Annotated in this window: 27 protein-coding genes; 18 read left to right on the top strand and 9 right to left on the bottom strand. The window is 65.2% G+C overall.

Annotated elements, in window-relative coordinates; all coding sequences use genetic code 11:
* Positions 1-3 precede the first annotated feature (3 nt).
* The 14 genes from hisS (at position 4) to B7X65_RS01200 (ending at position 13,684) form a co-directional block, all read left to right on the top strand.
* Positions 4-1,314 (top strand): histidine--tRNA ligase, encoded by a 1,311-nt coding sequence (gene hisS, locus B7X65_RS01265; protein WP_293592178.1) that lies wholly within the window; start codon positions 4-6, stop codon positions 1,312-1,314.
* Positions 1,315-1,365: 51 nt separating this feature from the next.
* On the top strand, positions 1,366-2,076 hold the full coding sequence (locus tag B7X65_RS01260; RefSeq protein WP_293592177.1) for a tetratricopeptide repeat protein: 711 nt from the start codon (positions 1,366-1,368) through the stop codon (positions 2,074-2,076).
* Positions 2,073-3,227: an outer membrane protein assembly factor BamB gene (gene bamB / locus B7X65_RS01255; RefSeq protein ID WP_293592176.1), complete on the top strand. Its 1,155-nt coding sequence runs from the start codon at positions 2,073-2,075 to the stop codon at positions 3,225-3,227. Before B7X65_RS01260 ends, bamB begins: the two co-directional genes overlap by 4 nt.
* 173 nt (positions 3,228-3,400) lie before the next feature.
* The gene (gene der / locus B7X65_RS01250) at positions 3,401-4,744 is read left to right on the top strand and encodes a ribosome biogenesis GTPase Der (RefSeq protein WP_293592175.1); all 1,344 of its coding nucleotides are present in this window, start codon (positions 3,401-3,403) and stop codon (positions 4,742-4,744) included.
* A 50-nt stretch (positions 4,745-4,794) separates the two neighbouring features.
* Complete coding sequence (hfq, locus tag B7X65_RS01245; RefSeq protein ID WP_293592174.1) at positions 4,795-5,064, top strand: RNA chaperone Hfq; 270 nt, start codon at positions 4,795-4,797, stop codon at positions 5,062-5,064.
* Positions 5,065-5,102: 38 nt separating this feature from the next.
* The gene (hflX, locus tag B7X65_RS01240; protein ID WP_293592443.1) at positions 5,103-6,242 is read left to right on the top strand and encodes a GTPase HflX; all 1,140 of its coding nucleotides are present in this window, start codon (positions 5,103-5,105) and stop codon (positions 6,240-6,242) included.
* A 42-nt stretch (positions 6,243-6,284) separates the two neighbouring features.
* The gene (gene hflK / locus B7X65_RS01235) at positions 6,285-7,700 is read left to right on the top strand and encodes an FtsH protease activity modulator HflK (RefSeq protein ID WP_293592173.1); all 1,416 of its coding nucleotides are present in this window, start codon (positions 6,285-6,287) and stop codon (positions 7,698-7,700) included.
* A 9-nt stretch (positions 7,701-7,709) separates the two neighbouring features.
* On the top strand, positions 7,710-8,612 hold the full coding sequence (hflC, locus tag B7X65_RS01230; RefSeq protein ID WP_293592172.1) for a protease modulator HflC: 903 nt from the start codon (positions 7,710-7,712) through the stop codon (positions 8,610-8,612).
* Between the two features lie 9 nt (positions 8,613-8,621).
* On the top strand, positions 8,622-8,810 hold the full coding sequence (locus B7X65_RS01225) for a DUF2065 domain-containing protein (protein WP_293592171.1): 189 nt from the start codon (positions 8,622-8,624) through the stop codon (positions 8,808-8,810).
* A gap of 127 nt (positions 8,811-8,937) precedes the next feature.
* On the top strand, positions 8,938-10,152 hold the full coding sequence (locus tag B7X65_RS01220; RefSeq protein ID WP_293592170.1) for an ATP phosphoribosyltransferase regulatory subunit: 1,215 nt from the start codon (positions 8,938-8,940) through the stop codon (positions 10,150-10,152).
* A gap of 58 nt (positions 10,153-10,210) precedes the next feature.
* Positions 10,211-11,539, top strand: a complete 1,329-nt coding sequence (locus B7X65_RS01215; protein WP_293592442.1) for an adenylosuccinate synthase — start codon at positions 10,211-10,213, stop codon at positions 11,537-11,539.
* Between the two features lie 84 nt (positions 11,540-11,623).
* Complete coding sequence (locus B7X65_RS01210; RefSeq protein WP_096662533.1) at positions 11,624-12,148, top strand: phosphoribosyltransferase; 525 nt, start codon at positions 11,624-11,626, stop codon at positions 12,146-12,148.
* 149 nt (positions 12,149-12,297) lie between these two features.
* The gene (locus B7X65_RS01205; protein WP_293592169.1) at positions 12,298-13,485 is read left to right on the top strand and encodes a PLP-dependent transferase; all 1,188 of its coding nucleotides are present in this window, start codon (positions 12,298-12,300) and stop codon (positions 13,483-13,485) included.
* 25 nt (positions 13,486-13,510) lie between these two features.
* A complete protein-coding gene (locus B7X65_RS01200) occupies positions 13,511-13,684 on the top strand; it encodes a hypothetical protein (RefSeq protein WP_293592168.1) in 174 nt (57 codons plus the stop codon).
* Positions 13,685-13,837: 153 nt separating this feature from the next.
* On the opposite strand, the gene mnmH is transcribed toward B7X65_RS01200, so the two are convergent.
* Both mnmH and B7X65_RS01190 read right to left on the bottom strand, forming a co-directional pair.
* Positions 13,838-14,893: a tRNA 2-selenouridine(34) synthase MnmH gene (gene mnmH / locus B7X65_RS01195; RefSeq protein ID WP_293592167.1), complete on the bottom strand. Its 1,056-nt coding sequence runs from the start codon at positions 14,891-14,893 to the stop codon at positions 13,838-13,840.
* On the bottom strand, positions 14,890-15,522 hold the full coding sequence (locus tag B7X65_RS01190; RefSeq protein WP_293592441.1) for an arylesterase: 633 nt from the start codon (positions 15,520-15,522) through the stop codon (positions 14,890-14,892). The genes mnmH and B7X65_RS01190 overlap by 4 nt, the downstream gene beginning before the upstream one ends.
* 91 nt (positions 15,523-15,613) lie before the next feature.
* Here B7X65_RS01190 and B7X65_RS01185 point away from each other — a divergent pair, with 91 nt between their 5' ends.
* Positions 15,614-16,351, top strand: coding sequence for an ABC transporter ATP-binding protein (locus B7X65_RS01185; protein WP_293592166.1), 738 nt, complete (start codon positions 15,614-15,616; stop codon positions 16,349-16,351).
* A gap of 87 nt (positions 16,352-16,438) precedes the next feature.
* On the opposite strand, the gene B7X65_RS01180 is transcribed toward B7X65_RS01185, so the two are convergent.
* Positions 16,439-18,544, bottom strand: coding sequence for a protein kinase (locus B7X65_RS01180; RefSeq protein WP_293592165.1), 2,106 nt, complete (start codon positions 18,542-18,544; stop codon positions 16,439-16,441).
* Positions 18,545-18,548: 4 nt separating this feature from the next.
* Positions 18,549-19,427, bottom strand: a complete 879-nt coding sequence (locus tag B7X65_RS01175) for a DUF3365 domain-containing protein (protein ID WP_293592164.1) — start codon at positions 19,425-19,427, stop codon at positions 18,549-18,551.
* A gap of 113 nt (positions 19,428-19,540) precedes the next feature.
* Between B7X65_RS01175 and rlmB the strand changes: the two genes are divergently transcribed.
* On the top strand, positions 19,541-20,290 hold the full coding sequence (gene rlmB, locus B7X65_RS01170; RefSeq protein ID WP_293592163.1) for a 23S rRNA (guanosine(2251)-2'-O)-methyltransferase RlmB: 750 nt from the start codon (positions 19,541-19,543) through the stop codon (positions 20,288-20,290).
* Between the two features lie 71 nt (positions 20,291-20,361).
* On the opposite strand, the gene B7X65_RS01165 is transcribed toward rlmB, so the two are convergent.
* From B7X65_RS01165 to B7X65_RS01145, 5 genes are read right to left on the bottom strand one after another with little or no spacing between them, the layout of a single operon-like run.
* Positions 20,362-20,934 (bottom strand): chromate transporter, encoded by a 573-nt coding sequence (locus B7X65_RS01165; RefSeq protein WP_293592162.1) that lies wholly within the window; start codon positions 20,932-20,934, stop codon positions 20,362-20,364.
* Positions 20,931-21,515: a chromate transporter gene (locus tag B7X65_RS01160; protein WP_293592161.1), complete on the bottom strand. Its 585-nt coding sequence runs from the start codon at positions 21,513-21,515 to the stop codon at positions 20,931-20,933. Before B7X65_RS01160 ends, B7X65_RS01165 begins: the two co-directional genes overlap by 4 nt.
* 7 nt (positions 21,516-21,522) lie before the next feature.
* Positions 21,523-22,440 (bottom strand): DMT family transporter, encoded by a 918-nt coding sequence (locus B7X65_RS01155; RefSeq protein WP_293592160.1) that lies wholly within the window; start codon positions 22,438-22,440, stop codon positions 21,523-21,525.
* A gap of 16 nt (positions 22,441-22,456) precedes the next feature.
* A complete protein-coding gene (locus B7X65_RS01150; RefSeq protein WP_293592159.1) occupies positions 22,457-23,410 on the bottom strand; it encodes a bifunctional helix-turn-helix transcriptional regulator/GNAT family N-acetyltransferase in 954 nt (317 codons plus the stop codon).
* Between the two features lie 56 nt (positions 23,411-23,466).
* Positions 23,467-23,937: a MarR family winged helix-turn-helix transcriptional regulator gene (locus tag B7X65_RS01145; protein WP_293592158.1), complete on the bottom strand. Its 471-nt coding sequence runs from the start codon at positions 23,935-23,937 to the stop codon at positions 23,467-23,469.
* Between the two features lie 86 nt (positions 23,938-24,023).
* On the opposite strand from B7X65_RS01145, the gene B7X65_RS01140 reads away from it, so the two are divergent.
* Positions 24,024-24,557: a flavin reductase family protein gene (locus tag B7X65_RS01140; protein ID WP_293592157.1), complete on the top strand. Its 534-nt coding sequence runs from the start codon at positions 24,024-24,026 to the stop codon at positions 24,555-24,557.
* A gap of 12 nt (positions 24,558-24,569) precedes the next feature.
* Positions 24,570-25,616: a peptidase M29 gene (locus B7X65_RS01135; RefSeq protein ID WP_293592156.1), complete on the top strand. Its 1,047-nt coding sequence runs from the start codon at positions 24,570-24,572 to the stop codon at positions 25,614-25,616.
* The last annotated feature ends 3 nt before the right edge of the window (positions 25,617-25,619 follow it).

The following is a 25,619-nucleotide window of genomic DNA, read 5'->3' as shown; positions in this document are numbered from 1 at the left end:
TCCATGGCTGAAAAACTGACTGCCGTCAAAGGCATGAACGACATATTGCCGCCCGATTCGGCGCGCTGGGAATGGCTGGAGGGCAAGGTGCGCTCGCTGATGGCGCGTTATGCCTACCGCAACATCCGCACGCCTATCGTCGAGCCGACGGCGCTGTTTGTGCGTGGCCTCGGCGAAGTGACCGACATTGTCGAAAAAGAGATGTACTCGTTTGAGGACAGGCTCAACGGCGAAGCCTTGACACTTCGGCCCGAAAACACCGCCGGTGTGGTGCGGGCCGTGGCCGAGCACAGCATGCTGTACGACGGCGGCAAGCGCCTGTACTACATGGGCCCGATGTTCCGGCACGAGCGTCCGCAGCGGGGCCGCTACCGGCAGTTTCACCAGATCGGTGCCGAAGCGCTGGGCTTTCCCGGCGCCGAAGTCGACGCCGAGCTGATCCTGCTGGCCGATGCCTTGTGGAAAGAACTGGGCCTGAAGGACGTGCGGCTGGAACTCAACAGCCTGGGGCAGCCCGAAGAACGCAAGTTGCACCGCGGGGCGCTGATCAGCTATTTCGAGGCCAACGCGGACCAGCTTGACGAAGAAGCCAAACGCCGGCTGCACAGCAACCCGCTGCGCATCCTGGACACCAAAAACCCGACAATGCAGGCCCTGGTGGAGGCCGCGCCGCGGCTGATCGATTTTCTGGGCGAAGCATCGCTGGCGCATTTCAGCAGCGTCAAGGCCATTCTCGAGGCCAACGGCATCGCCTACCGCATCAACCCGCGGCTGGTGCGCGGCATGGACTACTACAACCTGACGGTGTTCGAGTTCATCACCGAGAGCCTGGGCTCGCAGGGCACGATCTGCGGCGGCGGCCGTTACGACTACCTGATCGAGCAGATCGGCGGCAAGGCCGCGCCCGCCGTAGGCTGGGCGCTGGGCGTGGAGCGGGTGCTCGAGCTGATCAGGGAGCAGGGCGGGGCGGCGGATCTGCCGGTGCCGGATGCTTATGCGATTGTTCCCGATGCATCGGCTTTGCCGGTGGTGCTGAAAACCCTGCAGGCCTTGCGTACCCTGGGCGTCAGCGTGCAGATGCATGCGGCCTCCGGCGCCTCCGCAGACGGCATGGGCAGCATGAAATCCCAGTTCAAGAAGGCCGACGCCAGCGGCGCCCGGTTCGCCCTGATCTTTGGCGAGGCTGAACTCGCGCAGGGCAGCGTGGCCGTCAAGCCCCTGCGCGGCGAAAAGGTCGAGGCCGCCCAGGCACAAACCCTGCAGCCGCTGGAGACCGTGGCCCCGTGGGCGCACAGCCTGCACGCTGGCGTCTGACAGCGACCCCTACAATCAACACAATTCATTTGGCGGAACCAGCAGAGCTCTATGGCAAAACATCTCGATTTGGAAGAACAGGAGCAGCTCGACGAGCTGAAACACTTCTGGAAGCAATACGGTGACCTGATTACCTGGGGCTTGATTGTCATTTTTGGCGCTTTTGCAGCCTGGAACGGCTACAACTACTGGCAGCGCGATCAGGCCGCCAAGGCGGCCGTGATGTACGACGAGGTCGAACGTGCCGCCCAGTCGGGAGACACCAGCCGGCTGGACCGCGCGATGGCCGACATGAAGGAGCGTTTTGCCGGGACGGCCTTTGCCCAGCAGGCCGGCCTGCTGGCGGCCAGGACCTATTACGACAAGGGCAACATCGATGCCGCCAAGGTTTCCCTGAGCTGGGTGGCCGGCAAAAGCGCCGATGAAGGTTACCAGGCGATTGCCAAGCTGCGTCTGGCGGGTTTGCTGCTGGAAGCCAAAGCCTACGACGAGGCCCTGCAGCAGCTCACCGGTGCCTTCCCCAAGGACTTTGTTGCGCTGGCGGCGGATCGCCGCGGCGACATTCTCGCCGCACAGGGCAAGAAAAACGAAGCCCGGGCCGAATACGAAAAAGCCTGGAAAGGCATGGATGAGCGCACCGAGTACCGGCGCCTGGTCGAAGTCAAACTCAATGCGCTCGGGTTGAACCCGTCGGCGGCATTGGCCCCTGCTGCAGCCGCCGCTGCAGTTTCTCCCGCGTCCGCACCGGAGGTCAAGCAGTGATTTTCAAGTCTTTTCGGCCTCTGGCCCATACGCTGAAAGCGCCTGCAGCTATCTTTTTGGTAGCATCCTTGGCAGGCTGCTCGATGTTCAGCAGCTCCGTCAAGAAGCCGCAGCCGGCTGAACTGCAGCCGGTGGTGGCGCTGGTACCGGCCAAACAGGTCTGGACCGCCCGTATCGGCGAGGTTTCTTTCCCGCTCCAGGTGAACGTCTCGGGCGATACCGTGGTGGCGGCGAGCACCGACGGCACCGTGGTGGCGCTGGACGCACGCAGTGGCCGCGACTTCTGGCGCACGAATGTCGGCGCGCCGATCGCAGCCGGCGTGGGCAGCGACGGCAAGGTGGCCGCTGTGGTCACGCGGACCAACGAAGTGGTGGCCGTGTCGGGCGGCAAGGAAATCTGGCGCCAGAAACTGGCGGCCCAGGCCTTCACCGCACCGTTTGTGGCCGGCGGCCGGGTGTTTGTGCTCGCGGCCGACCGGTCGGTCAATGCCTTTGACGGTCAGACCGGGCGCAAGCTCTGGTCCCAGCAGCGCCCCAGCGAACCGCTGGTGCTGCGCCAGTCGGGTGTCATGCTCGCCGTCGGCGACACACTGGTGGTGGGCCTGGCCGGCCGCCTGACAGGACTCAATCCGCTCAACGGCAGCATCCGCTGGGAGGCCCCGATTGCCTCGCCGCGCGGCATCAATGATGTGGAGCGCCTGGTGGACTTGGTGGGCACCGTGAGCCGCACCGGCAACACGGTCTGCGCCCGGGCTTTCCAGGCCAGCGTCGGCTGTGTCGATGCCCAGCGCGGCGTCCTGCTGTGGACCAAGCCCGCCAATGGCGCGCAGGGCATCGATGGCGACGACAGCCTGGTGTTTGGCACCGAAGCCGACGGCAAGGTTCTGGCCTGGCGCCGTAGCGACGGGGAAAGGGCCTGGAGTTCGGACAGCCTGCGTTACCGCAGCCTGAGCGCGCCGCTGGTCGTGGGCCGCTCCATCGCCATCGGCGACGCCGCAGGGTTTGTACACCTGTTGTCCCGTGCGGACGGCTCGCCGCTGAACCGCCTCGTGACCGACGGCTCGCCGGTGGCGGCCTCACCGGTGCTGGCCGGCAATATCCTGATTGCGGTCACGCGTTCAGGCGCTGTTTTCGGCTTCGCGCCCGAGTAGATGGTGGCCCCCACGCTCCGCACTGACGTGTCGTCGCTGCCCCCCGAGGGGGCGCTGCGCCTGCGGCCCGGAGAAGCCGGTTCCGCGGCCCCGGCTGGTAGAGAGGTGGCCTCTACGCTTGTCACTTCGTTGCCCTCCCAGGAGGCTTGTTTCTCCGCCCTGAATGCTCTCTTGTGAAACCTGTTATTGCCCTGGTCGGTCGCCCCAATGTGGGCAAATCGACGATTTTTAACCGCCTGACCAAGTCGCGTGATGCGATCGTGGCCGACTATGCCGGCCTGACGCGGGACCGCCACTACGGCAATGGCCATCTGGGCGCGCAGGAGTTCATCGTCATCGACACCGGCGGCTTCGAGCCCAAGGCCGTCGATGGCATCTACAAGGAAATGGCCAAGCAGACCCGGCAGGCGGTGGCTGAAGCCGACGTCGTGGTGTTTGTGGTCGATGCGCGCGCCGGGGTCAATGCCCAGGACCACGAGATCGCCAAATACCTGCGCAAACTGGGCAAGCCGACCGTGTTGACCGCCAACAAGGCCGAAGGCATGACGGAGGGCGTGCACCTGTCCGAGTTTTTCGAGCTTGGGCTGGGTGAGGTCCTGCCGGTGTCCGCCTCGCACGGTCAGGGCATGCGCACCCTGGTCGAGATGGCGCTGAAGCCGCTGAACCTGCCGGATCCGGACGAGGAGGGCGAGCCTGGCGACCCGACGGTGATCAAGCTGGCGGTGGCGGGCCGCCCCAATGTGGGCAAATCAACGCTGATCAACACCTGGCTGGGCGAGGAGCGCCTGGTGGCGTTTGACCAGCCCGGCACCACGCGCGACGCCATTTCCGTGCCCTTCGAGCGCGGCGGGCAGAAATTCGAGCTGATCGACACCGCCGGTCTGCGCCGCAAGGGCAAGGTGTTCGAGGCGATTGAAAAGTTCTCGGTGGTCAAGACCCTGCAGGCCATCGAAAGCGCCAATGTGGTGTTGCTGCTGCTGGATGCGACCCAGGGCGTGACCGACCAGGACGCCCACATTGCCGGCTACATCCTGGAAAGCGGGCGCGCGGTGGTGCTGGCCGTCAACAAGTGGGATGCGGTGGACGCCTATCAGAAGGAAATCCTGCAGCGCTCCATCGAAACGCGGCTGTCCTTCCTGAAGTTCGCCACCATCCACAATATTTCAGCGATCAAGCGCCAGGGTCTGGGCCCGGTCTGGAAATCGATTGTCCAGGCCCATGCTTCGGCCAACCGCAAGATGTCGACGCCAGTGCTGACCCGCCTGCTGCTCGAGGCGGTGCAGTTCCAGAGCCCGCAACGGGCCGGCATGTTCCGACCCAAGCTGCGTTACGCGCACCAGGGCGGCATGAACCCGCCCATCATCATTGTTCACGGCAATTCGCTGGAACACGTCACCGACGCCTACAAGCGCTTTCTGGAAGGGCGCTTCCGCAAGGAGTTCGATCTGGTGGGCACGCCGCTGCGCATCCAGATGAAGTCGTCCAGCAACCCCTTCGCGGGCAAAGATTCGCCTTAGGATGACAGCCGCCGCCGTTTGGCTGTGGTAAGGTGAAGTCCTACCAACTCTTGAACACGGAAAATATCGTGAGCAACAACAAAGGTCAGCTTTTGCAGGACCCTTTCCTCAATACTTTGCGCCGCGAGCATGTGCCGGTGTCGATTTACCTCGTCAACGGCATCAAGCTTCAGGGTCAGATCGAATCTTTCGATCAGTATGTGGTCCTGCTGCGCAACACCGTCACCCAGATGGTCTACAAACACGCCATTTCGACCATTGTTCCTGGTCGTGCAGTCAATTTTGCTGCAGCAGAATCCCAAGAAAGCCCAGCCAGCTGAGTTCCCAGGACCTCTCCCCGGCGGCAGCGCCTCTGGCCATTCTGGTCGGGGTTGATCTGGGCCTCCCCAATTTTGATGCCGGCCTGGAAGAGCTGGGCCTGCTGGCCCAGACGGCCGGCCTGCAGCCGGTTGCCCGTGTGGTCTGCAAGCGCCGGGCGCCGGATGCAGCGCTGTTCATTGGCAGCGGCAAGGCCGACGAGATCAAGATGCTCGCGCTGGAAACGGGCGCCAGCGAAATCCTGTTTGACCAGTCCCTGAGCCCGGCCCAGCAGCGCAATCTGGAACGGGTGCTTGGCCTGCCGGTCAATGACCGCACCTTGCTGATTCTCGAGATTTTTGCCCAGCGCGCGCGCAGCCACGAAGGCAAGCTGCAGGTCGAGCTGGCGCGCCTGCAGTACCTGTCGACGCGTCTGGTACGGCGCTGGTCGCACCTGGAGCGTCAGACCGGCGGCGCCGGCGTGCGCGGCGGTCCGGGCGAGAAGCAGATCGAGCTCGACAAACGCATGATCGGCGAGTCCATCAAGCGCACCAAGGAGCGCCTGACCAAGGTCAAGAAGCAGCGCCAGACCCAGCGGCGCCAGCGTGAGCGGCGCAACTCCTTCACGATTTCCCTGGTCGGCTACACCAATGCCGGCAAGTCGACGCTGTTCAATGCCCTCGTCAAGGCGCGCGCCTACGCGGCCGACCAGTTGTTTGCGACGCTGGACACCACAACACGGCAGCTGTACCTTGGCGACGCTGCCCGATCGGTGTCGCTGTCGGACACGGTCGGCTTCATCCGTGACCTGCCGCACGGCCTGGTCGATGCGTTTGCCGCCACCCTGCAGGAGGCCGCTGACGCCGATTTGCTGCTGCACGTGGTCGATGGCGCAAATCCGGACCATCTCGAGCAGATCGAGCAGGTGCAACGCGTGCTGGCCGAGATCGGCGCGGCCGACGTGCCGCAGATTCTGGTCTTCAACAAGCTCGACGCCCTTGAAAAATCGCGCCGGCCACTGCAGCTAAGTGACAGTTTCGAGATCAAGGACGCCTTTTCGGACACGGGCAGGCGTGTGGACCGGGTTTTTGTCAGCGCACAGACGGGCGAGGGTGTACCCCTGTTGCGCGAGTTGCTGGCCCGGCATGCGTCGCAGGCGCCCGTCGAAGATATCCCCCCAATCGATGAGGCCGTGGCCTGATTAGGCACAATGTGGGAATCATAAAAAAGTGAGCTCGATTTCATGAACCTGAACCCTGTGTTACAGACGCTGACGACCCTGCCGGCAAGGCTGCGGCAACGCGCCCGAGGAATGTTCAATTTGAATGATCCGCGCTGGGGCCGCGACGACGACAACAAGGCCCCGCCCGACGAGTCCAAGCCGGAGGCCGGCCGCGATGACGTGCCGCCTGTGCGGCCGCCGGCGCCAAACCGTCCGCAGGGCCAGGGTCAGGGCCCCAACCAGGGCCCGCCCGACCTCGATGAATTGTGGCGTGACTTCAACCGCAAGCTCGGCGGTCTTTTTGGCGGCGCCAAAAATGCCGGGCAACGCGGCCGCGGTACCGGTGGACTGGGCGGCGGAGGCGGGGGCGGCCCCGGCGGGTTCCAGCCCGACATGAAAAGTGCGGGTATCGGTGTCGGCCTGATTGCCGGCGTGGCTGTGCTGATCTGGCTGGGTACCGGCTTTTTCATCGTGCAGGAGGGCCAGCAGGCTGTCATCACCCAGTTCGGCAAGTACAACTCGACCGTGGGCGCCGGCTTCAACTGGCGCCTGCCTTACCCTGTGCAGCGCCATGAAGTCGTCGTGGTGACCCAGATCCGCTCCGTTGACGTGGGTCGAGATACCATCATCAAGGCCACCGGCCTGCGTGAGTCGGCCATGCTCACGGAAGACGAGAACATTGTCGAGATCAAGTTTGCGGTCCAGTACCGCCTGAACGACGCGCGTGCCTATCTTTTCGAGACGCGTGATCCAGCTGCCACGGTGGTGCAGGCGGCTGAAACCGCGGTGCGCGAAGTGGTCGGCAAGATGAAAATGGACTCTGCGCTGGCCGAGGAACGCGACCAGATCGCGCCGCGCGTGCGCACCCTGATGCAGACCATCCTGGACCGCTACAAGGTCGGGGTTGAAGTGGTTGGCATCAACTTGCAGCAAAGCGGTGTGCGTCCGCCCGAGCAGGTGCAGGCCTCGTTCGACGACGTGCTCAAGGCCGGGCAGGAGCGCGAACGCGCGAAAAACGAAGCCGAGGCCTATGCCAACGACGTGATTCCGCGCGCGGTCGGTTCGGCATCGCGCCTCAAGGAAGAGTCGGAGGCCTACAAGGCCAGGGTGGTGGCACAGGCCCAGGGTGATGCGCAGCGCTTCCGCTCGGTGCTGGCGGAGTACCAGAAGGCGCCCCAGGTGACACGCGACCGCATGTACACCGACGCCATGCAACAGGTCTACAGCAATGTGACCAAGGTGCTGGTGGAGTCACGCCAGGGCTCGAACCTGCTGTATCTGCCGCTCGACAAGCTGATGCAGGCCACCACGGCAGCCAAGACCGCCACCGTGGAGCCGGCCGGCTCGGCGGCTTTGCCCCCGGTCGCTCCGTCCACTTCGACCCTCGATACGCGGGCCCGTGACACCTCACGCACCCGCGACCGCGAAACACGCTAAGGAACTGCCGTGAATAGAGTTGGATTTATTGCTTCTTCGATGCTGGTGGCGCTGGCATTGCTCAGTTCCATGCTGTTTGTGGTCGACCAACGGCAGTTCGGCGTGGTGTACGCGCTGGGCCAGATCAAGGAAGTCATCCTGGAGCCCGGCCTGAACTTCAAGTTGCCGCCGCCTTTCCAGAACGTGTCGTACATCGACAGGCGGCTGCTGACCCTGGACAGCACCGATGCCGAGCCGATGCTGACTGCCGAGAAGCAGCGCGTGGTGATCGACTGGTTTGTCAAATGGCGCATCATCCAGCCCTCGGAGTACATCCGTAATGTGGGCCTGGACGAGCGTGCCGGTGCCAACCAGCTGAACCGGGTCGTGCGCAATGCTTTCCAGGAAGCCATCAACAAGCGCACCGTCAAGGACCTGCTGTCGCTCAAACGCGAAGCCCTGATGGCCGACGTGAAAGCCGAGGTGCTGGAAGTCGTGCGCGGCGCCAAGCCCTGGGGCGTTGACGTGATCGACGTGCGCATCACGCGTGTCGACTATGTGGAAGCCATCACCGAATCGGTGTACCGCCGCATGGAGGCCGAGCGCAAGCGGGTCGCCAATGAGTTGCGCTCCACCGGTGCTGCCGAGGGCGAGAAAATCCGCGCGGACGCCGACCGGCAGCGCGAGGTCACCATCGCCAATGCCTACCGCGAAGCGCAGAAAATCAAGGGTGAGGGCGATGCGCAGGCCGCCGCGGCTTACAGCGACGCCTTTGGCCGTGACCCGCAGTTTGCCCAGTTCTATCGCAGTCTGGACGCCTACAAGGCCAGCTTCGACAAAAAGGGCGACGTGATGGTGATCGATCCTTCGTCCGACTTCTTCAAGGCCATGCGCAGCTCCGGCAGCGGCACGGCCCCGGCCGGCAAAAAATAACGGTCCCTCTTGGACGGCAGCACGATCTGGCAGGCACTGGCGTTGATGCTGGTGATCGAGGGGCTGCTGCCGTTTTTCTCGCCGCGCGGCTGGCGCGGCATGTTCGAGAAGATCCTCCAACTCACGGACGGGCAGATCCGCTTTTTCGGGCTGGGCAGCATCGTTGCAGGCCTGGCGTGGATGGCCTTTCTGCTCTGACCAGCAGCCGCTGACACGGCGGTCTGGCGCCTGTATTTGAGCCCGCCGGGCATCTGTGTGCCGACGCGGGCCGAAAACAGGCCCCAAGCCCGGTAAAATCCTGTTTTTAACAGCCCACGATAAATACATGCCCGCCTGGTCGTCATCATGGCAATTGCCGGATCAAATTGCCGATGTCCTGCCCTCCGAGGCGCGTCACATCGAAGAGCTGCGTCGCCTGTTTCTCGACACGGCGCGCAGCTACGGCTACGAGCTGGTCATGCCGCCGCTGCTCGAACATCTCGAATCCCTGCTGACCGGCACCGGTGAGGCGCTGGACCTGCAGACCTTCAAGCTGGTGGACCAGCTCTCGGGCCGCACCTTGGGCCTGCGTGCCGACACCACGCCTCAGGTCGCCCGCATCGACGCCCACCTGCTCAATCGCCAGGGCGTGGCCCGCCTGTGTTACTGCGGCCCGGTGCTGCACACCCGCGCCGACCGCCCGCACGCCACACGCGAGCCGCTGCAGTTCGGCGCTGAAATCTACGGCCATGCCGGGCTGGAAGCCGACCTCGAAGCCCAGCTGCTGGCGCTGGAAGGCTTGAGTGCCGCCGGCGTCACGAAGCTGTCGGTGGATATGGCCGATGTGCGTATCGTGAGCAGCCTGCTGGCAGGGGCCAAAGTCAGTGCCGCCATGCTGGCACGCATTCATGCCGCGCTGGCGAGCAAGGACGCCAGTGAGCTGGCCAGCCTGACCGCCAGCCTCAACGGCGAGTTGCCCGCCGCGGCACGCCAGGGACTGCTCGCCCTGCTGCAGTTTTATGGCGACGAGAAGGTATTGCTTGAGGCCGAAAAAGCGTTCAAGGCCTTGCCCGAAGCGCTCAAGGCGCTGCAGAATTTGAAGTGGCTCGCCACCCATGTCAGCAGCCTGGCGAGCAATGTCAGCATCGGTTTTGACCTGGCTGACCTGCGCGGTTATGCCTACTACAGCGGCACCCGTTTTGCGATTTATGGCCACGGCCAGCAGGGCGGCGCCCAGGGCGCCGAGCTGGTGCGCGGCGGCCGGTATGACGAGGTCGGCGCTGTGTTCGGGCGCAACCGTCCGGCCGCCGGGTTCAGCCTGGACCTGAAAGAACTGGTCAGCGTGCTGTCACCCAAACCCTTGCGTCCCGCCATCCGCGCCCCCTGGGGCGAAGAAGCCGGGCTGCGCAGCGCGATTGCCGCACTGCGCGCCGGCGGTGAAACCGTGGCCTGCGTGTTGCCCGGCCATGAGCACGAAGTTGATGAATTTGACTGTGACCGCGAACTGGCCAGCGTGGCCGGCCAGTGGCAGGTCCAGCCGCTGGGCAACAAGCCGGCCTGAAGCCGCGCCGTCCGCATAACCAACCCCTCCTGAAAGCAGACTGAAGATGACAAAGACAATCGCCGCAACCGCCGGCCGCAACGTGGTGGTCGTGGGTACCCAGTGGGGTGACGAAGGCAAGGGCAAGCTGGTGGACTGGCTGACCGAAAGCTCGCAGGGGGTTGTGCGTTTCCAGGGCGGCCACAATGCCGGCCACACGCTGGTCATCAACGGCATCAAGACGGCCCTGCACCTGATCCCCAGCGGCATCATGCGTCCCGGCGTCAAGTGTTACATCGGCAATGGCGTGGTGCTGTCGGCCGCCAAGCTGTTTGAAGAAATCGAAGGGCTGGAAAAAGCCGGTGTCGAGGTGCGTTCGCGCCTGCGCATCAGCGAAGCCTGCCCGCTGATCCTGCCGTTCCACGCGGCACTCGACATTGCGCGCGAGACCCGCCGCGAAACCGGCGGCACCGTCAAGATCGGCACCACCGGCCGTGGCATCGGCCCGGCCTATGAAGACAAGATCGCCCGCCGCGCCCTGCGTGTGCAGGACCTCAAGTACCCCGAGCGTTTTGCCGCCAAGCTGCGCGAGCTGCTGGACCTGCACAACTTCGTGCTGACCGGCTACCTCCATGCGCCGGCCATCGAGTTTCAGCCCGTCTATGACGAGGCCATGCGCCACGCCGAACTGCTCAAGCCGATGATGGCCGACGTCTCGCGCGAACTCAACGACGCTCACCGTGACGGCGCGAACCTGCTGTTCGAAGGCGCGCAGGGCACGCTGCTCGACGTGGACCACGGCACCTACCCGTTTGTGACTTCCAGCAATTGCGTGGCCGGCAATGCGGCCGCCGGCGCCGGTGTCGGCCCCGGCATGCTGCACTACATCCTGGGCATCACCAAGGCCTACTGCACCCGTGTGGGCGGCGGGCCTTTCCCGACCGAGCTCGATTGGGAAACACCGGGCACGCCGGGTTACCACATGAGCACCGTCGGTGCGGAAAAAGGCGTGACCACCGGGCGCAGCCGCCGCTGCGGCTGGTTCGACGCGGCGCTGCTCAAGCGCTCGGCGCAGGTCAACGGCCTGTCCGGCCTGTGCATCACCAAGCTCGATGTGCTCGACGGCATTGAACAACTCGAACTGTGCACCGGTTACGAACTCGACGGCCACATTACCGACATCCTGCCCATGGGCGCAGAAGAAATTGCCCGCTGCAAGCCGATTTACGAAACCCTGCCGGGCTGGACACAAAGCACGGTCGGCGTGACCGACTACGACAAGCTGCCGGCCGCGGCCCAGCGCTACCTGCACCGCATCGAGGAAGTCACCGGCGTGCCGATCCACATGATCTCGACCAGCCCCGACCGCGACCACACGATCTTGTTGCGCCATCCGTTCGTGGCCTGACCGTTTTTTGCAGGGTTTTCAGTTAAATCGTGCTCCAGCCCAGTCGGGGCGGGCGCAACCAGCTATTGAATCAGGAGCATTTTCATGTTGACCGAAGACGGCAAGCACCTTTATGTCAGTTATGACGAGTACCACAACCTGATTGAAAAACTGGCGATCAAGATCCACCAGTCCGACTGGCAGTTCGACACCATTCTGTGCCTGGCGCGCGGCGGCATGCGGCCCGGCGACATCCTCTCGCGCATTTTCGACAAGCCACTGGCCATCATGTCCACCAGCTCCTACCGCGCCGACTCCGGCACGGTGCAGGGCAACCTCGATATCGCACGTTTCATCACCACCCCCAAGGGCGAGATCGCCGGTAAGGTGCTGCTGGTCGATGACCTGGCCGACACTGGCCACACGCTCAACGCCGTCATTCACCAGCTGCGCAACAACTACAAACCGATCAGCGAACTGCGCAGCGCGGTGATCTGGACCAAGGGCGTGTCCGCCTTCCAGCCGGATTATTCGGTCGAGTTCCTGCCGACCAACCCATGGATTCACCAGCCCTTCGAGGGCTACGATGCCTTGCGGCCCGCGCAGCTGATGGAAAAATGGAAGATCTAGAGCCCCCACGTTCGCGCACTGCGTGTCGCTCTCTGCCCCCCGAGGGGGCGCTGCGCCTGCGGACTGGCAGAGCCAGATCCGCGGCCCCTGCTTGAATGGGAGGGCGCTCAGCCGCATTGCCCACCATCGCCTGCCGTTAACATTGGCAGATGAGCGATATTTCCACCCAGCTGATCCACCACCCCTACAAACCGCCCGCCGGTTTCGAGGCCGTCAACCCCGCCGTGCACAAGGCCTCGACGGTCATCTTTCCGAATGTGGCGGCCTTGCGCCAGCGCGACTGGAAACACAAGACCGGCTACACCTACGGCCTGCACGGCACACCGACCACCTTCACGCTCGAGGAACGTATTGCCACGCTCGAAGGCGGGCAGTTCTGCACCTTGGTGCCCAGCGGCCTCGCGGCGGTGGCGCTGGTCGACATGGCGCTGCTGAGGGCCGGCGACGAGGTGCTGATTCCCGACAACGCCTACGGTCCCAACAAGACCTTTGCGCAGCATGAGCTGGCCGGCTGGGGCGTCCGCTTCCGTTATTACGATCCCATGCAGCCCGCCGACCTGGCCGCCAAACTGAGTGGCTCAACGCGCCTGGTTTGGCTCGAGGCACCGGGCTCGATCACGCTGGAGTTTCCGGACCTGCCGGCGCTGGTGGCGGCCGTCAAGGCGCACGGCGATGTGCATCCGCAAGGTATCGTGACGGCGCTGGACAACACATGGGGGGCGGGCATCGCCTTCAACGCCTTTGAACTGGGCGCCGACATCTCCATCCAGGCCCTGACCAAGTACCCCAGCGGCGGCGCCGACGTGCTGATGGGCTCGGTCGTCACGCGCAACGAGACGCTGCATCACCTGGTGCATTTCTGCCATATGCGCGTCGGTTACGGTGTGGCCGGCAACGACGCCGAACTGGTGCTGCGCGGGCTGGGCAGCATGGCCCTGCGTTACGCCGCGCAGGACAGCGCCACGCGCGCGCTGGCGGTCTGGCTGCAGCAGCAACCTCAGATCGAGGCCGTGCTGCACCCGGCGCTGGCCGGCTCGCCCGGCCATGCGACCTGGCAACGCGACTGCACGGCCGCTGCCTGCCTGCTGAGCATCGTGTTCAAGGCCGGCTATCCGCAAGCCGAGGTGGACCGCTTCTGCGACAGCCTGCAGCTGTTCAGGCTCGGCTACAGCTGGGCTGGTCCCATGAGCCTGTGCGCGCCTTACGACGTGCCGGCGATACGCACCACGCCCTGGCCCTTTCAGGGCGGCCTGGTGCGGTTTTCGGTCGGGCTGGAGGCGGTGGCCGACCTGCAGGCCGACCTGGCGAACGCGCTGGCGGCGATGCAGTACAGTTAGGACATATTCCTGAAGAAAGCACGCTGTGGCAACTCCCAATTATTCCTACGAAAAACGTCAGAAAGAGCTGGCCAAAAAGAAGAAGAAAGAAGAAAAGCTCAAGCGCAAGGCCGAAGGCAAACCGGACCTGCCCGATGACGATACGCCCGATGGCGACGACGCGGGCGGCACACCGCCACCGGCCGATCCCGCACCCTGAGGTTGCGGAGATCTCTGAAAATTTGAATCAAATCGGGCGCCAGCCCTTGATTTACCGGCGCAAGCAGCTCTCTTTTTGATAGCCGATGCGGCCACTAGGCCCCGCAGGGACAGGCAGCTGTTCTTCCGGGGCCTGTTTGTTGGCGCCTGCGTTTCAGCTGGCCAGCATGCTGGCCGCGAGCTCGGCCATCGCCGCGGCCGTGTGGTCGCGTGGCGCGAGGACCCGGGCCGTTTCGTAGTGGCTGAAGTTGCGCCGCATCGACTGCAGGTACACCGGGTCGTAGTGCCTGACCAGCAACTCGCGCACCACGGATGCCACGTCGCCGCCGCGCGCACGCGCCTGCCAGTCCTGCACGGTGTCCTTGCCGCGGGCCTCGGTCAGCGCGCCCAGGCGTTCGCAGAAAAATGCGATGTCCCTGACAAAAAAATCATAGTCCTCGAGCAGCAGCGCGACACGTTCGTCTTCGGCGAGGTCCAGCTGCAGGCAGGGGGCGGCGCGCATGGCGGCGATCAGGCCTTCGGGCACGGCCACGTTGCCGACCTTCTTGCTTTCGCTCTCGATGTAGACCGGACGGGCCGGATCGAAGCTGCGCAGCGCGGCCCAGATCAGGCTGTCAAACGCCTTCTGGCTGGGTTGCGGCACGCCGGGGATCAGGCCCAGCACCGAGCTGCGGTGGTTCGCCAGCGCCTCCAGGTCCAGCACCTGCGCGCCCTGGGCCTGCAGGGCCTGCAGCAGCCGGGTCTTGCCGCTGCCGGTGGTGCCGCACACCACCTGGTAGCTGTAGCGGGCGGCGAGTTGCGGCAGGTCGGCGACCAGGGCTGCCCGGAAGGCCTTGTAGCCGCCGTCCACCAGGGTGACCTTGAAGCCGATCTGGTCCAGGATCAGTGCCAGCGAGCCGCTGCGTTTGCCGCCGCGCCAGCAGTACACCAGCGGTTGCCATTCGCGCGGTTTGTCCAGCACCTCGCGCTGGATGTGGGCCGCGATGTTTTTGGCAACCAGCGCGGCGCCCAGCTTTTTCGCCTCGAACTGGCTGATCTGCTTGTAACTCGTGCCGACAATTTTGCGTTCATCGTCGTTCAGGCTGGGCCAGTTGACGGCGCCGGGCAGGTGATCCTCGGCGTATTCGCCTTCGCTGCGGGCGTCGATGATGGTCGAAAAGTCGGCGAGGCGGACCAGCGCCTCTTGGGCCGTGATGCGATCGACGCTCACTTGAGAAGTTTTCCCAGTTCCGGCCAGACATTGGCCAGCATCAGCGGATGCGCTTGCTCGTTGGGGTGGATGCGGTCGGCCTGGAACAGCCGGGTAGCGTCCTCGGTGTCGCCCACACCCTTGAGCAGGAAAGGCACCAGCGCCGCCTTGCGGTCTTTCGCGACCTTGGCAAACAGTCCGGAAAACTTCGCTGCATAGTCGCTGCCGTAGTTGGGCGGCACCTGCATGCCCACCAGCAGCACCCGGGCGCCGGCCTTTTGCGCCGCCTGCGTCATGGCGCGCAGGTTGCCTTCGGTCATGTCCAGCGGCAGGCCGCGCAGGGCGTCGTTGCCGCCCAGCTCGATGATGACCACGCCGGGCTTGTGCTGGCTCAGCAGGGCCGGCAGGCGCGAGCGCCCGCCCGAGGTGGTGTCGCCGCTGATGCTGGCGTTGACCACCCGGGCCGGAATTTTTTCGGCGGCCAGGCGCTGCTCCATCAGCCTGACCCAGCCGCTGCCGCGTTTGAGGCCGTATTCGGCGCTCAGCGAATCGCCGACCACCAGAATCGTCGGGCCGGCGCCGGCTGCTGCCTGGGCCACGGCCTGGGCCTGCCCGTTCTGCGGCAATACCAGCATGAAAGTGCAGAGCATCAGGCCCAGCAGACCCGCGCGCCGCCCGGGCTTGGTAAAGTCAGGGCGAGTCATTCCAAAAATAATTCCCCAAATATCCGACAAGGCTGGCATGTTTGAACCCGTTGTTCCTGTTTCTCCGGCGCCGTCCACCTTCGCGGCAGGGGCGGGAGACCGTTCATCTTCAATTATTTCCGTCGAGCATGTTTTCAAGAGCGTGAGCGACTCGACGGGCACGCTGACCATTTTGCGCGATATTGACTTCGCACTCGCGGCCAGGGAGACTGCCGCCATTGTCGGTGCTTCCGGTTCGGGAAAAAGCACGCTGCTGTCCATCATCGCCGGGCTGGACACGCCCACCCAGGGCACGGTGCGGCTGGCCGGCCAGGACCTGTTTGCGCTCAGCGAAGACGACCGCGCGGCGCTGCGCGCTCAGAAGGTCGGTTTTGTGTTCCAGAGTTTTCAGCTCATGGGCAACCTCAATGCGCTGGAAAACGTCATGCTGCCGCTGGAACTGTCGGGCGCGAAGAACGCGCGGTCGCAGGCCACCGAGATGCTCAAGCGCGTCGGCCTCGGTGAACGCCTGGGCCACTACCCCAAGGTGCTGTCGGGCGGCGAGCAGCAGCGGGTGGCGCTGGCCCGGGCCTTTGTGGTGCAACCGGCGGTGCTGCTGGCCGACGAGCCCACCGGCAGCCTGGACTTTGCCACCGGCGAAAAAGTCATGGCGCTGATGTTCGAGCTCAACCAGGAACTGGGTACCACGCTGGTGCTCGTGACCCACGACCCGGCCATCGCTGCGCGCTGCGAGCGGCGCATCACCATCGAGGCCGGCCAGGTCGTTGCGGTTTGAGGTCAAAATAGGCCGTAGCCCTTGATTGACGTACGGGGAGTGCTATTGATAAAGTAGCAATCCGGACGGCGGACAGGTGGCTCGGCCCTAGAGCTTTTGCATCGCCGCCAGAAAGCTGGCGCGGTCGGCCGGCCGGTCGATTTCGGTGGCCAGGGCCTGCACCAGCGTCTCCAGCGCGGTATGCCGGACCAACTCCTTCTTCACGATCATTTTCGCCAGCGGGCCGATGAACTGGCTCAGGGCCCGCTCCACCTGCGCGAGCTGCGCATCGCTGAAGTTGGGGGAGGAGAGGGCCGATACCGGACCGCTGCGCGAACTGACGGGCCGGCTGTGGTCTGCGCGCGGCCGGCTGAAGGGGTTGAGCGTGCCGGAGCGGTCTGTCCCGCTGGCCGGGTGGGGCACGGGTTGGGTCTTGTGGCTTTTCGGCTGGACGAACAGCTGCCGCGCCGCCGGATCGGGAATCGACACCGCCAGCAGGTCGCGCAGGCCCTGGGCACTGACGGTGCGCGGCACGGCCTTGCTGACGAGGACTTTGGCCAGCGGCCCGATGCTTCTGGCGAGTTCGGCCTCGATGTCGGCCACCGCTTCGGGCGTCAGCGTGGCCAGGGCCGCGAACGAGGCGGTGTTTTCAAACCCGCTGTTCGCCGGCGCGACAGGGGTCGGCTGTGAAGGCCGGTCCAGAACGGCATGGATCTCGTGCGAACGCAGGTGTTTGTCCAGGTGCGGACCCATGGCGCTGAACATGCCGGCGGCGTTGTCCATGATGCGCGAAATGACGTCGTGGTAGGCCCGCGAGACCACGATCTGGTTGGGCTGGGCAAAGTCCATGATGCGCTGGGCCACGTTGATGCCGTCACCGACCACGCTGATACGCTGGTGGGCGTCATGCACCATGCGCACCGGCCCCAGGTGCAGTCCGATGCGTACCGCAAGCATCTGGCCGTACTTCTGCAGCAGCAGCCCGCGCAGCAGCAGCGCCGATTGCAGCGCCTCCTCGGGGTCGCCGAGAAAGCAGACGGCGACGCCATCGCCGGTGTCCATCACGATGCGCGAGGATTCGGCCACGCCCTTGAGCGCCTTGAGGATCAGTTCGTTGAAGCGCTCCCTGAGCGCCATTTGCTGATCCACCGGATGTTTCGAGGAGGCCACCAGATTCAGAAACATCACGGTGCCCAGCACATTCCTGCGCAGCGCGGCGGCTGCCAGGGCCGGAGTCTGGCTCTCCGGGCCCGCGCTCGTGGCCGCAGGCGTGTGGCCAGCCGCGGGTACGAGACCGGCGGGGCGGGGTGCGGCTTCCTCCAGCGCAGCCCGCAATTGCGCGACGTTCTGCGGCCGGCGGCCCTCGCTCGGGCTCAGCGCCCAGTCGATGGCGCGCAGCAGCGCCTCGCCGAATACCGCCGTATTGCCGATGTCCACCGCCCTCGGCATGGTGTCGTCCTGCACGCGTGCGGCGGACTCCACCGGTTTTTGCCCGGTGGTCATCCAGTACATCACGGCGCCCAGCGAATAGAGGTCGCTCCACGGCCCCTGGTTGCCCTTGCTGTGGTACTGCTCGAAGGGGGCAAAACCCGGGCTCACGATATTCGTCAGATCGCGCCCGCCGGTGGTGCGGCGCGCGGCACCGAAGTCCAGCAGCACCGGCGTGCCGTCGGCGCGGATGTAGATGTTGTCAGGCTTGATGTCGCGGTGCAGGAAGTCCAGCCTGTGCACCGCCTCCAGACCGTCCAGCAGCGGATGGATCACCCTGAGCAGCCCGGCCTGGTCCAGCATCGGCTGGTCAGCCAGCCAGCGTTTGAGCGGGTCGCCCGACTCGTACTCCATGACGATGTAGGCCGTGCCGTTTTCCCTGAAATAACGCAGCACACGGGTGATGTTGGGGTGGCGAAAGGACGCCAGCGCGCGCGCTTCGTCGAGAAAACGCTCCAGCCCCCAGTGGAACTGCTGCTCGGCCTCGGGCACACGCACACGCACGGAGAGGTCGGCCGCGCGGGAGGTCAGGTCGCCCGGAAAATACTCCTTGAGGGCCACCGGCAGCTCGAGGTTGATGTCGCGTGCCAGGTAGGTGATGCCGAAGCCGCCGCCGCCCAGCATTTTTTCGATGCGGTACTCGAAGACGGTGTGCCCCTCGGGCAGGGCGGCCGTGTCCACGCCCGCCGCGCAGGGCGGGTTGGCGGAGGCCGGCGCCAGGTCCATGGGTTCAGTTTCCCCGCTCTATCATCTGCATGGCTTTTTCCAGGCTGCGGCGCATGCGGTTGAACGAGCTGCCGAGAACCGCGACTTCGTCGCGCCCCGCGTCGGAGAACTCCGGCACGTCGAAGTCGCCGGTGCTGACCTTGTCGGCCGCCAGCGACATGCGCCGGATGGGGCGCACGATCAGCCAGCTGAGCATCAGGTTGAGCGCGACAAACACCACGGCAAACACGGCGGCCAGGGCGGCCATGAAGGTCTTGAAGGCGCGGTCGGCCTTGAGGACGGGAATGTCCATGGGCACGGTCACGACCTGGGCGCCCACGATCTCATTGTGCTTCCAGCCAAAGCCGTTGGCCTCGCCGTAGATTTTCAGCATGCTGGCGGGCGCCGCGGCCGGCACGCTGTGGCACTGCAGGCAGGCCGCGTTGCTGATCTGGATGGGTTTGGCGATGTACAGGATGCGGCCGGTGCCGCCCGTGCGCTCCGACACCAGCTCTTTCGACTCGGAATTCTGGCGGAACTGCTGGACGATGTCGGCTTCCCAGTCGGTGGCGCGGTCGCGCGGGTTGGTCGGGTTCAGGGTGGCTTCCTTGTAGCCGTAATCGCGGTATTTTTTCTGGATGTGGCCCAGGGTTTCGGTGGCGGCGTAGGCCGGTACGCTTTGCGGCAGGAACACCTCCTGAAGCTGCCTGTCCAGGTGCGGCTTGACCTGCTCGACGGTGTAGGCGCGCACGGACAGCGCCGTGTCCATCATCAGGCGCGCATTGCGCAACACCTCTTCACGGGCGTTGTCCTGCAGCAGCTGGCGCGAGACCAGGCCGGTGGCCGCAAAGCCGGCCAGGAACACGATCACCAGCACCAGATTGAACTTAAGGCGTAAACCCATGACGTCCCCATTTCAAAAAACATCTCGTTACCATTTTAGGCTTTCCCCCTTGCCGCCCATCCCTCCAGTGACTCCTGCCGTCAGGAGACAGGTGGTGCAGCGATAATCGAGGGATGTCTTCTTCCCCCAAAGTCCTGTTCGGCTTCCATGCCGTCGGCGTGCGCATCAAAACCGCCCCGCAATCCGTTTTCGAGGTGTTTTTCGACGTGTCGCGGCGCGACGCCCGCATGCGCCAGTTTGTCGACCGTGCCCGGGAGGCCGGCATCCGGCTGATCGAGTCGGACGGGCTGCGGCTGGCCAAGATGTGCGGCAGCCACGGTCACCAGGGCGTGGTGGCGCGGGTCGATGCCGTGCCGCAGGTCAAGTCGCTGGACGAACTGCTGGAGCAGCTCGAAGCCGCCGGCGAAGAGTCGCCGCTGCTGCTGGTGCTCGACGGCGTGACCGACCCGCACAACCTCGGCGCCTGCCTGCGCGTGGCCGACGGGGCCGGTGCACACGCGGTGATTGCGCCCAAGGACCATGCGGCCGGCATCAACGCCACAGTCGCCAAGGTGGCCAGCGGCGCCGCCGAAACCATGCCTTATTTCATGGTGACCAACCTGGCGCGCACCCTGGGCGAGCTCAAGGAACGCAATATCTGGTGCATAGGCACCAGCGACGATGCCGAAAAAACCATCTACGACGTGGACCTCAAGGGCCCGGTGGCCCTGGTGCTGGGCGCCGAAGGCGAGGGCATGCGCCAGCTGACACGCAAGACCTGCGACGAGCTGGTCCGCATCCCGATGCGCGGCGCTGTCGAGAGCCTGAACGTCTCGGTGGCCAGCGGTGTCTGCCTTTACGAGGCGCTGCGCCAGCGCAGCTGAGCGCGTCGCCAGCAGCTCTCTTTTTGATAGCTTCTGGCGCCCAGTCCGCAAGGGCGCAAGCCCGTTTTTATTCAGATCCAGCCGAACCAGCCCAGCAGGGCGCCGGCCCCCAGCAGCCACAGCAAATGCATGCGGGTGCGCCAGACAATCAGCGCCGTCACCACGGTCAGCAGCGCCACCGGCCAGTCTTTCAGGCCGGTGACGTTGGCGCTGGCCAGGATCCAGCCGGTGGCGATCAGCAGCGCAATCACGATGGGCGCCATGCCCTGCTTGAAGGCGCGCACCCAGCGCAGGTTGCGGTTGCGGTGGCCCCAGCTGGCGGCGAGGTAGGTCAGCGTGGTGCTGGGCAGCATGATGCCCAGCATGGTGACCAGCACACCGAACAGGCCCAGCAGCGGGCCGCCCGCGTTCAGACCCACCTGCCAGCCCATCAGCGCGACAAACAGCACGTTGGGGCCGGGCGCGGCCTGCGCAATTGCCACCGAGGCGTTGAACTGCGGATCGGTCAGCCAGTGCTGCCGGTCCACCAGGTAGCGGTGCATGTCGGGTGCGGTGGTGATGGCGCCGCCTATCGACAGCAGCGACAGCGACAGGAAATGCACAAACATGCCGAGCCAGTCCGTCCATTGCAGGTTCAGGCTCATGGCGCGAGCTTGCGGTAGGTCAGCGTGCAGGCCAGCCCGCCGAGGCCAAGCAGCACATAGGCCAGCGGCAGGCGCAGCAAGGCGATGGCGGTGAAACACAGCAGCGCCAGCGCGATGCACAGCGGCAGGCCCAGCGGGTGCCTGGCCAGGGCGCTCATCAGCTTGAGGCCGGTGGCGGCGATCAGTCCGGCTGCGACCGCCCCCATGCCGCGCAGGGCACCGGCCACGCCGGGGTTGTCGGCGAACTGCGCATACACCAGCGCCAGCAGCAACACCACCAGCAGCGGCACAGTCAGCATGCCGGCCAGGGCCACCATGGCGCCGCGCAGGCCGAAGTAGCGGTGACCAATCATCAGCGAGAGGTTGACGACGTTGGGTCCGGGCATGATCTGCGCGACGGCCCATTCCTCAACGAACTCCTCACGCGTCATCCAGCGTTTTTTCTCGACCAGTTCACGCTGCACGACGGCGAGCACACCGCCGAAACCCTGCAGCGCCAGCAGGGTGAAGGAGACAAACAGGTCGGTCAGGGATTGCGGCTGCGGGCGGGTGGTTTCTTGCGTGCCGGGCGGTGCGTTCATGGCCCGATTATCGCCGGGCCGGCGCCGCGCCGCGGGTCGCCAGCCACAAACCGGACGCTATTAAAAAGATAGCTGCTGCCGACCACGGGGAAAGGGCTTCACCGAGAAAAAGCACGCCAAGCAGGGCCGCTGTCAATGGGTTGAGTGCGAGAAACACGGTGACCCGCGTCGGCGACTCGTGCTTGAGGGCGTAGAGCCACCAGAAGTAGCCGATGCCGCTGGAGATGCCGATCAGGGCGACCACGGTCCAGCTTTGCAGGCCGAGCGCCATGACCCGCGTGGGCCAGTTTTCGGTCAGGGCCAGCAGGCCGAGAAACAGCACCGATACCAGCATCGCAAAACTGGACACCGCCAGCGTCGGGTAACGCTGCAGGTAAGGGCGGTACAACACGCTGCACAGTGCGCCGACGCCGGCACTGGCCAGCACCGCCGCCTCACCCCACCAGTGGCCCGGGTGCGGCGCCTGGAGTTTGGGCCACAGCGACAGCGCCACACCGGTGATGGACAGCAAGACGCCGGCCAGCAGCGCGGCCGAAATGCGTTCGCGACCGAGGGCGCTGGACAGCAGCAGGGTCAGCAGCGGGAACAGGCTGAAAATCAGCGCCGCCTGGGCGGCACCGATGTGCTGCAGACCGTAATTGAGCAGCGCGATCAACACCGCAAACTGGCCGGTGCCGAGCCCGGCCATCGCCAGCCAGTCTGAAATTGCTATATTTTTAATAGCTGCTCGCGCTTGTCCACCAAGGGCTGGTGCCAGAAAAGACTTCAAGAAAAAAGGCAGGAGGCAGGCAAAACCAATCGCGTAACGCAGCAGGGCCAAGGTCAGCGGCGGGACGTCGGCCACGACAAAACGCGAGGCCACGATGGCTGCGCCAACCTGCACGCCGGTGGCGGCCGCGGCCAGCAGGGCCAGGTTGAGCTTCACCGGGGCGGCGGGCGGTTCACAGCCGTAGTTCCCACGTCTCGCCGACCAGGTCTTTGCCGAAACCGGTGTAGGGCTCGCTGTTGACCAGCTTGAAGCCGCGCCTGGCGTACAGGGCGCGTGCGCTGTCCAGGCAGCTGTTGGTCCAGAGCACCATTTTTTTGTAACCCTTGCTGCGCGCAAAGGCCAGGCATTCATCGGTCAGGCGTGCGCCCAGGCCCAGTCCGCGCGCCTGGGGCGTCAGGATCAGCAGGCGCAGCTGCGCCACGGTTTTGGACTTGCGCACGACAAAGGCCGAACCGACCCGCTCTCCGTCGACCTCAGCGATCCAGCAGCGCTCCCACTCGGGCTGGTGCTGGCGCACGTAGCCTGCGACGATCTCCGCCACCAGCGCTTCAAACGTGCTGTCCCAGCCGTACTCGCGGGCGTAGACCTCGCCATGCTGCTGCACCACCCAGCCCATGTCACCGGGTTGCGGGTCGCGCAGCACGACGTTTTGTCCGGCAGGGGACGTGTCAGGCGCCAGCAGGCGCTGCACGGTGGCCAGCGCCTGGGTCAGCTGCTGCTGCGCCGGCCTGGCCAGCGGTGACAGCAGGGCGGCCGCCTCGTCGCGCGAGCGTTGCTGCAGCGGTGCAAAAGCCTGGTGGCCGGCCTCGGTGAGTTGCAGCAGGCTTTGCCGGGCATCGGCGGGCGAGGGCGTGCGGGCCATCCATCCCTGGCGCTCGAAGCGGCGCAGGATGCGGCTGAGGTAGCCCGCGTCCAGCGCAAGGTCGCGGCCCAGCTCGGTGGCCGTGGGCTGGTCGCGATGCGCCAGTTCGTACAACACGCGCACCTCGGTCAGTGAAAACTCGCTGCCCAGATAAGGGTCGAGCACGCCGATGCGCTGCGTGTAGAAGCGATTGAAGCGGCGAACCGCCTTGACGTGGGCGGCGGAGACGGAAGTGGAAGCGGTACGCGGTGTCATGGCTGCCATGATTTATCAATTACTTGACAAAGTCAAGTAATCGGCGCCGACCCGGCAACCGGGGGTCAGCCCCCGTCGCCGCGGCCGATCAGGGTGCGCAGGATCTTCTTCAGGGCCGTGACGTCACGTTCGCTGAAGTCCTGCAGCAGCGAGGTTTCGTGCGCCTTGGCCTGGGCCAGCAGCGCAGCCACGGTGGCGCGGCCCTGTTCAGTCTCGAACACCAGGGTGCGCCGTGCATCGGCCGGGTCTTCGCCACGCCGCACCCAGCCGGCTTTTTCCATGCGTTGCACGAGTTTGGTCAGTGTCGGCTGCTGGGCCAGGATTTCGCGCGCGAGCTCGCCGATCGTCAGGCCGTCACCGTCCGACAAGGTGGCCAGCAGCCGCCATTCCAGCTGGCTCAAACCGGCGGCCTGGACCTGGGCGTGGAACTCGCTGTACACGGTGTGGCTGGCCCGCGCGAGCAGGTAGGACAGATAGCCGTCGATAAACCGGCTGGCAGCCGCTGGCGCACCGGCCGGTTTGCGGGAGCGGCTCACGGTGTGCCTCGCCAAAGAAGAGGTCGGGTTGGAGGCCGGGTTGATGCGCTTGCGTATTGCATGAATATTCATATATTATGCGACGAATGAATGCTGCCCTGCAAGCCACCCCGGATTCCGGTACCCCTGTTCCCGTTGCGGCACCGGACAGCCGGGCCCTGCGCATCGCGCTGGGCCAGTTCGCCACCGGTATCACGGTGGTGACCACCCGCGCCGGCAACGGTCCCTTTGTCGGGCTCACGGTCAATTCGTTTTCGGCGCTGTCGCTGGAGCCGCCGCTGATCCTCTGGTCGCTGCGCTGCAGTTCGCCCAGCCTGCCGGTCTTTGAAGAGGCCGAGCGTTTTGTCGTCAACGTGCTGGCCGAAGCCCAGGTGGAGGTGTCGCGCCGTTTCGCCTCGCCCCAGGCCGACAAGTTCGAGGGAGTGCCGCATGCGGAAAACGCCTGGGGCTTGCCGCTGCTGCATGGCGCCAGCGCCTGGTTCGAATGCCGCACGGTCTCGCGGCAAATCGCCGGCGACCATTGCCTGTTCATTGCCGAAGTCGAGCGCTTTACGCTGTCCGAGGCGGCGCCGCTGCTGTTTCATGCCGGCGGGTATTTCGCGCTCGGCTCACGCCTTTAAGAAAGAGTTTTCATGCTGCAGGAACGAATCGAAGCCAAATGGATTGACTGCTTTACCGAGACCTTTGCGCTGTGTGGCGTCAAGGCAGGCGATACGGCGGCCATCCTGTCCGAAACGCAGTCGCGGCCGGTCAATGTGCAGCTTGCCGAGCTGGCGCTGGCGCGCCTCGGTGCGCGGGCCTTTCACCTGGTGCTGGCCACGCCCCGGCTGGCCGCGCCGGTGCCGGTGCGTTCGACCGGCGCCTCGGACGCTATAGCCCAGCTCGCGCCTGTCGTGCAGGCCCTCGCAGCCAGCACCTTTGTGGCCGACCTGACTGTGGAGGGCCTGCTGCACGCGGCCGAGCTGCCCGACATTCTGAAGGGCGGCGCGCGCGTGCTCATGGTGTCCAACGAACACCCCGAAATCCTCGAGCGTTGCCTGCCCGATCCGGCGCTCGAGCCCAAGGTCAAGGCCGGCATCAAGCGGCTGCGCAACGCCAAGGCCATGCGTGTAACTTCGCCCGCGGGCACCGACCTGACCATCTCGCTGGTCGGGGCGCAGGCCGGCGGCGGCTGGGGTTACACGGCCCGGCCCGGCACCATCTCGCACTGGCCGGGCGGCCTGTGCCTGGCCTTTCCGGCCCAGGGCAGTGTCAACGGCCGGCTGGTGCTGGCCCCCGGCGATGTCAACCTGACCTTCAAACGTTATCTCGAACAAGCCGTGGTGCTGACGATTGAAAACGACTTTGTGACCGACATTGCCGGCCAGCATGTGGATGCCGACCTGATGCGCAGCTATTGGGCCGCCTGGGGCGACCGCGAAGCCTACGCCGTCTCGCATGTGGGCTGGGGCATGAACCCGAAGGCGCGCTGGGATGCGATGGCCCTGTACGACAAGAAGGACTTCAACGGCACCGAGCTGCGTGCCTTTGCGGGCAACTTCCTGTATTCGACAGGCGCCAACGAGGTGGCGGGGCGTCACACGCTGGGGCATTTCGATCTGCCATTGCGGGGCTGCACCGTAGCGCTGGACGGTCAGGTGATCGTGGACGCCGGGCAACTGACCGGCGAGCTGGCCTGAGCC

Source organism: Polaromonas sp. 39-63-25, assembly GCF_002278925.1.
GTDB lineage: Bacteria > Pseudomonadota > Gammaproteobacteria > Burkholderiales > Burkholderiaceae_C > Polaromonas.
This window is presented reverse-complemented; position numbering and strand designations above follow the sequence as displayed.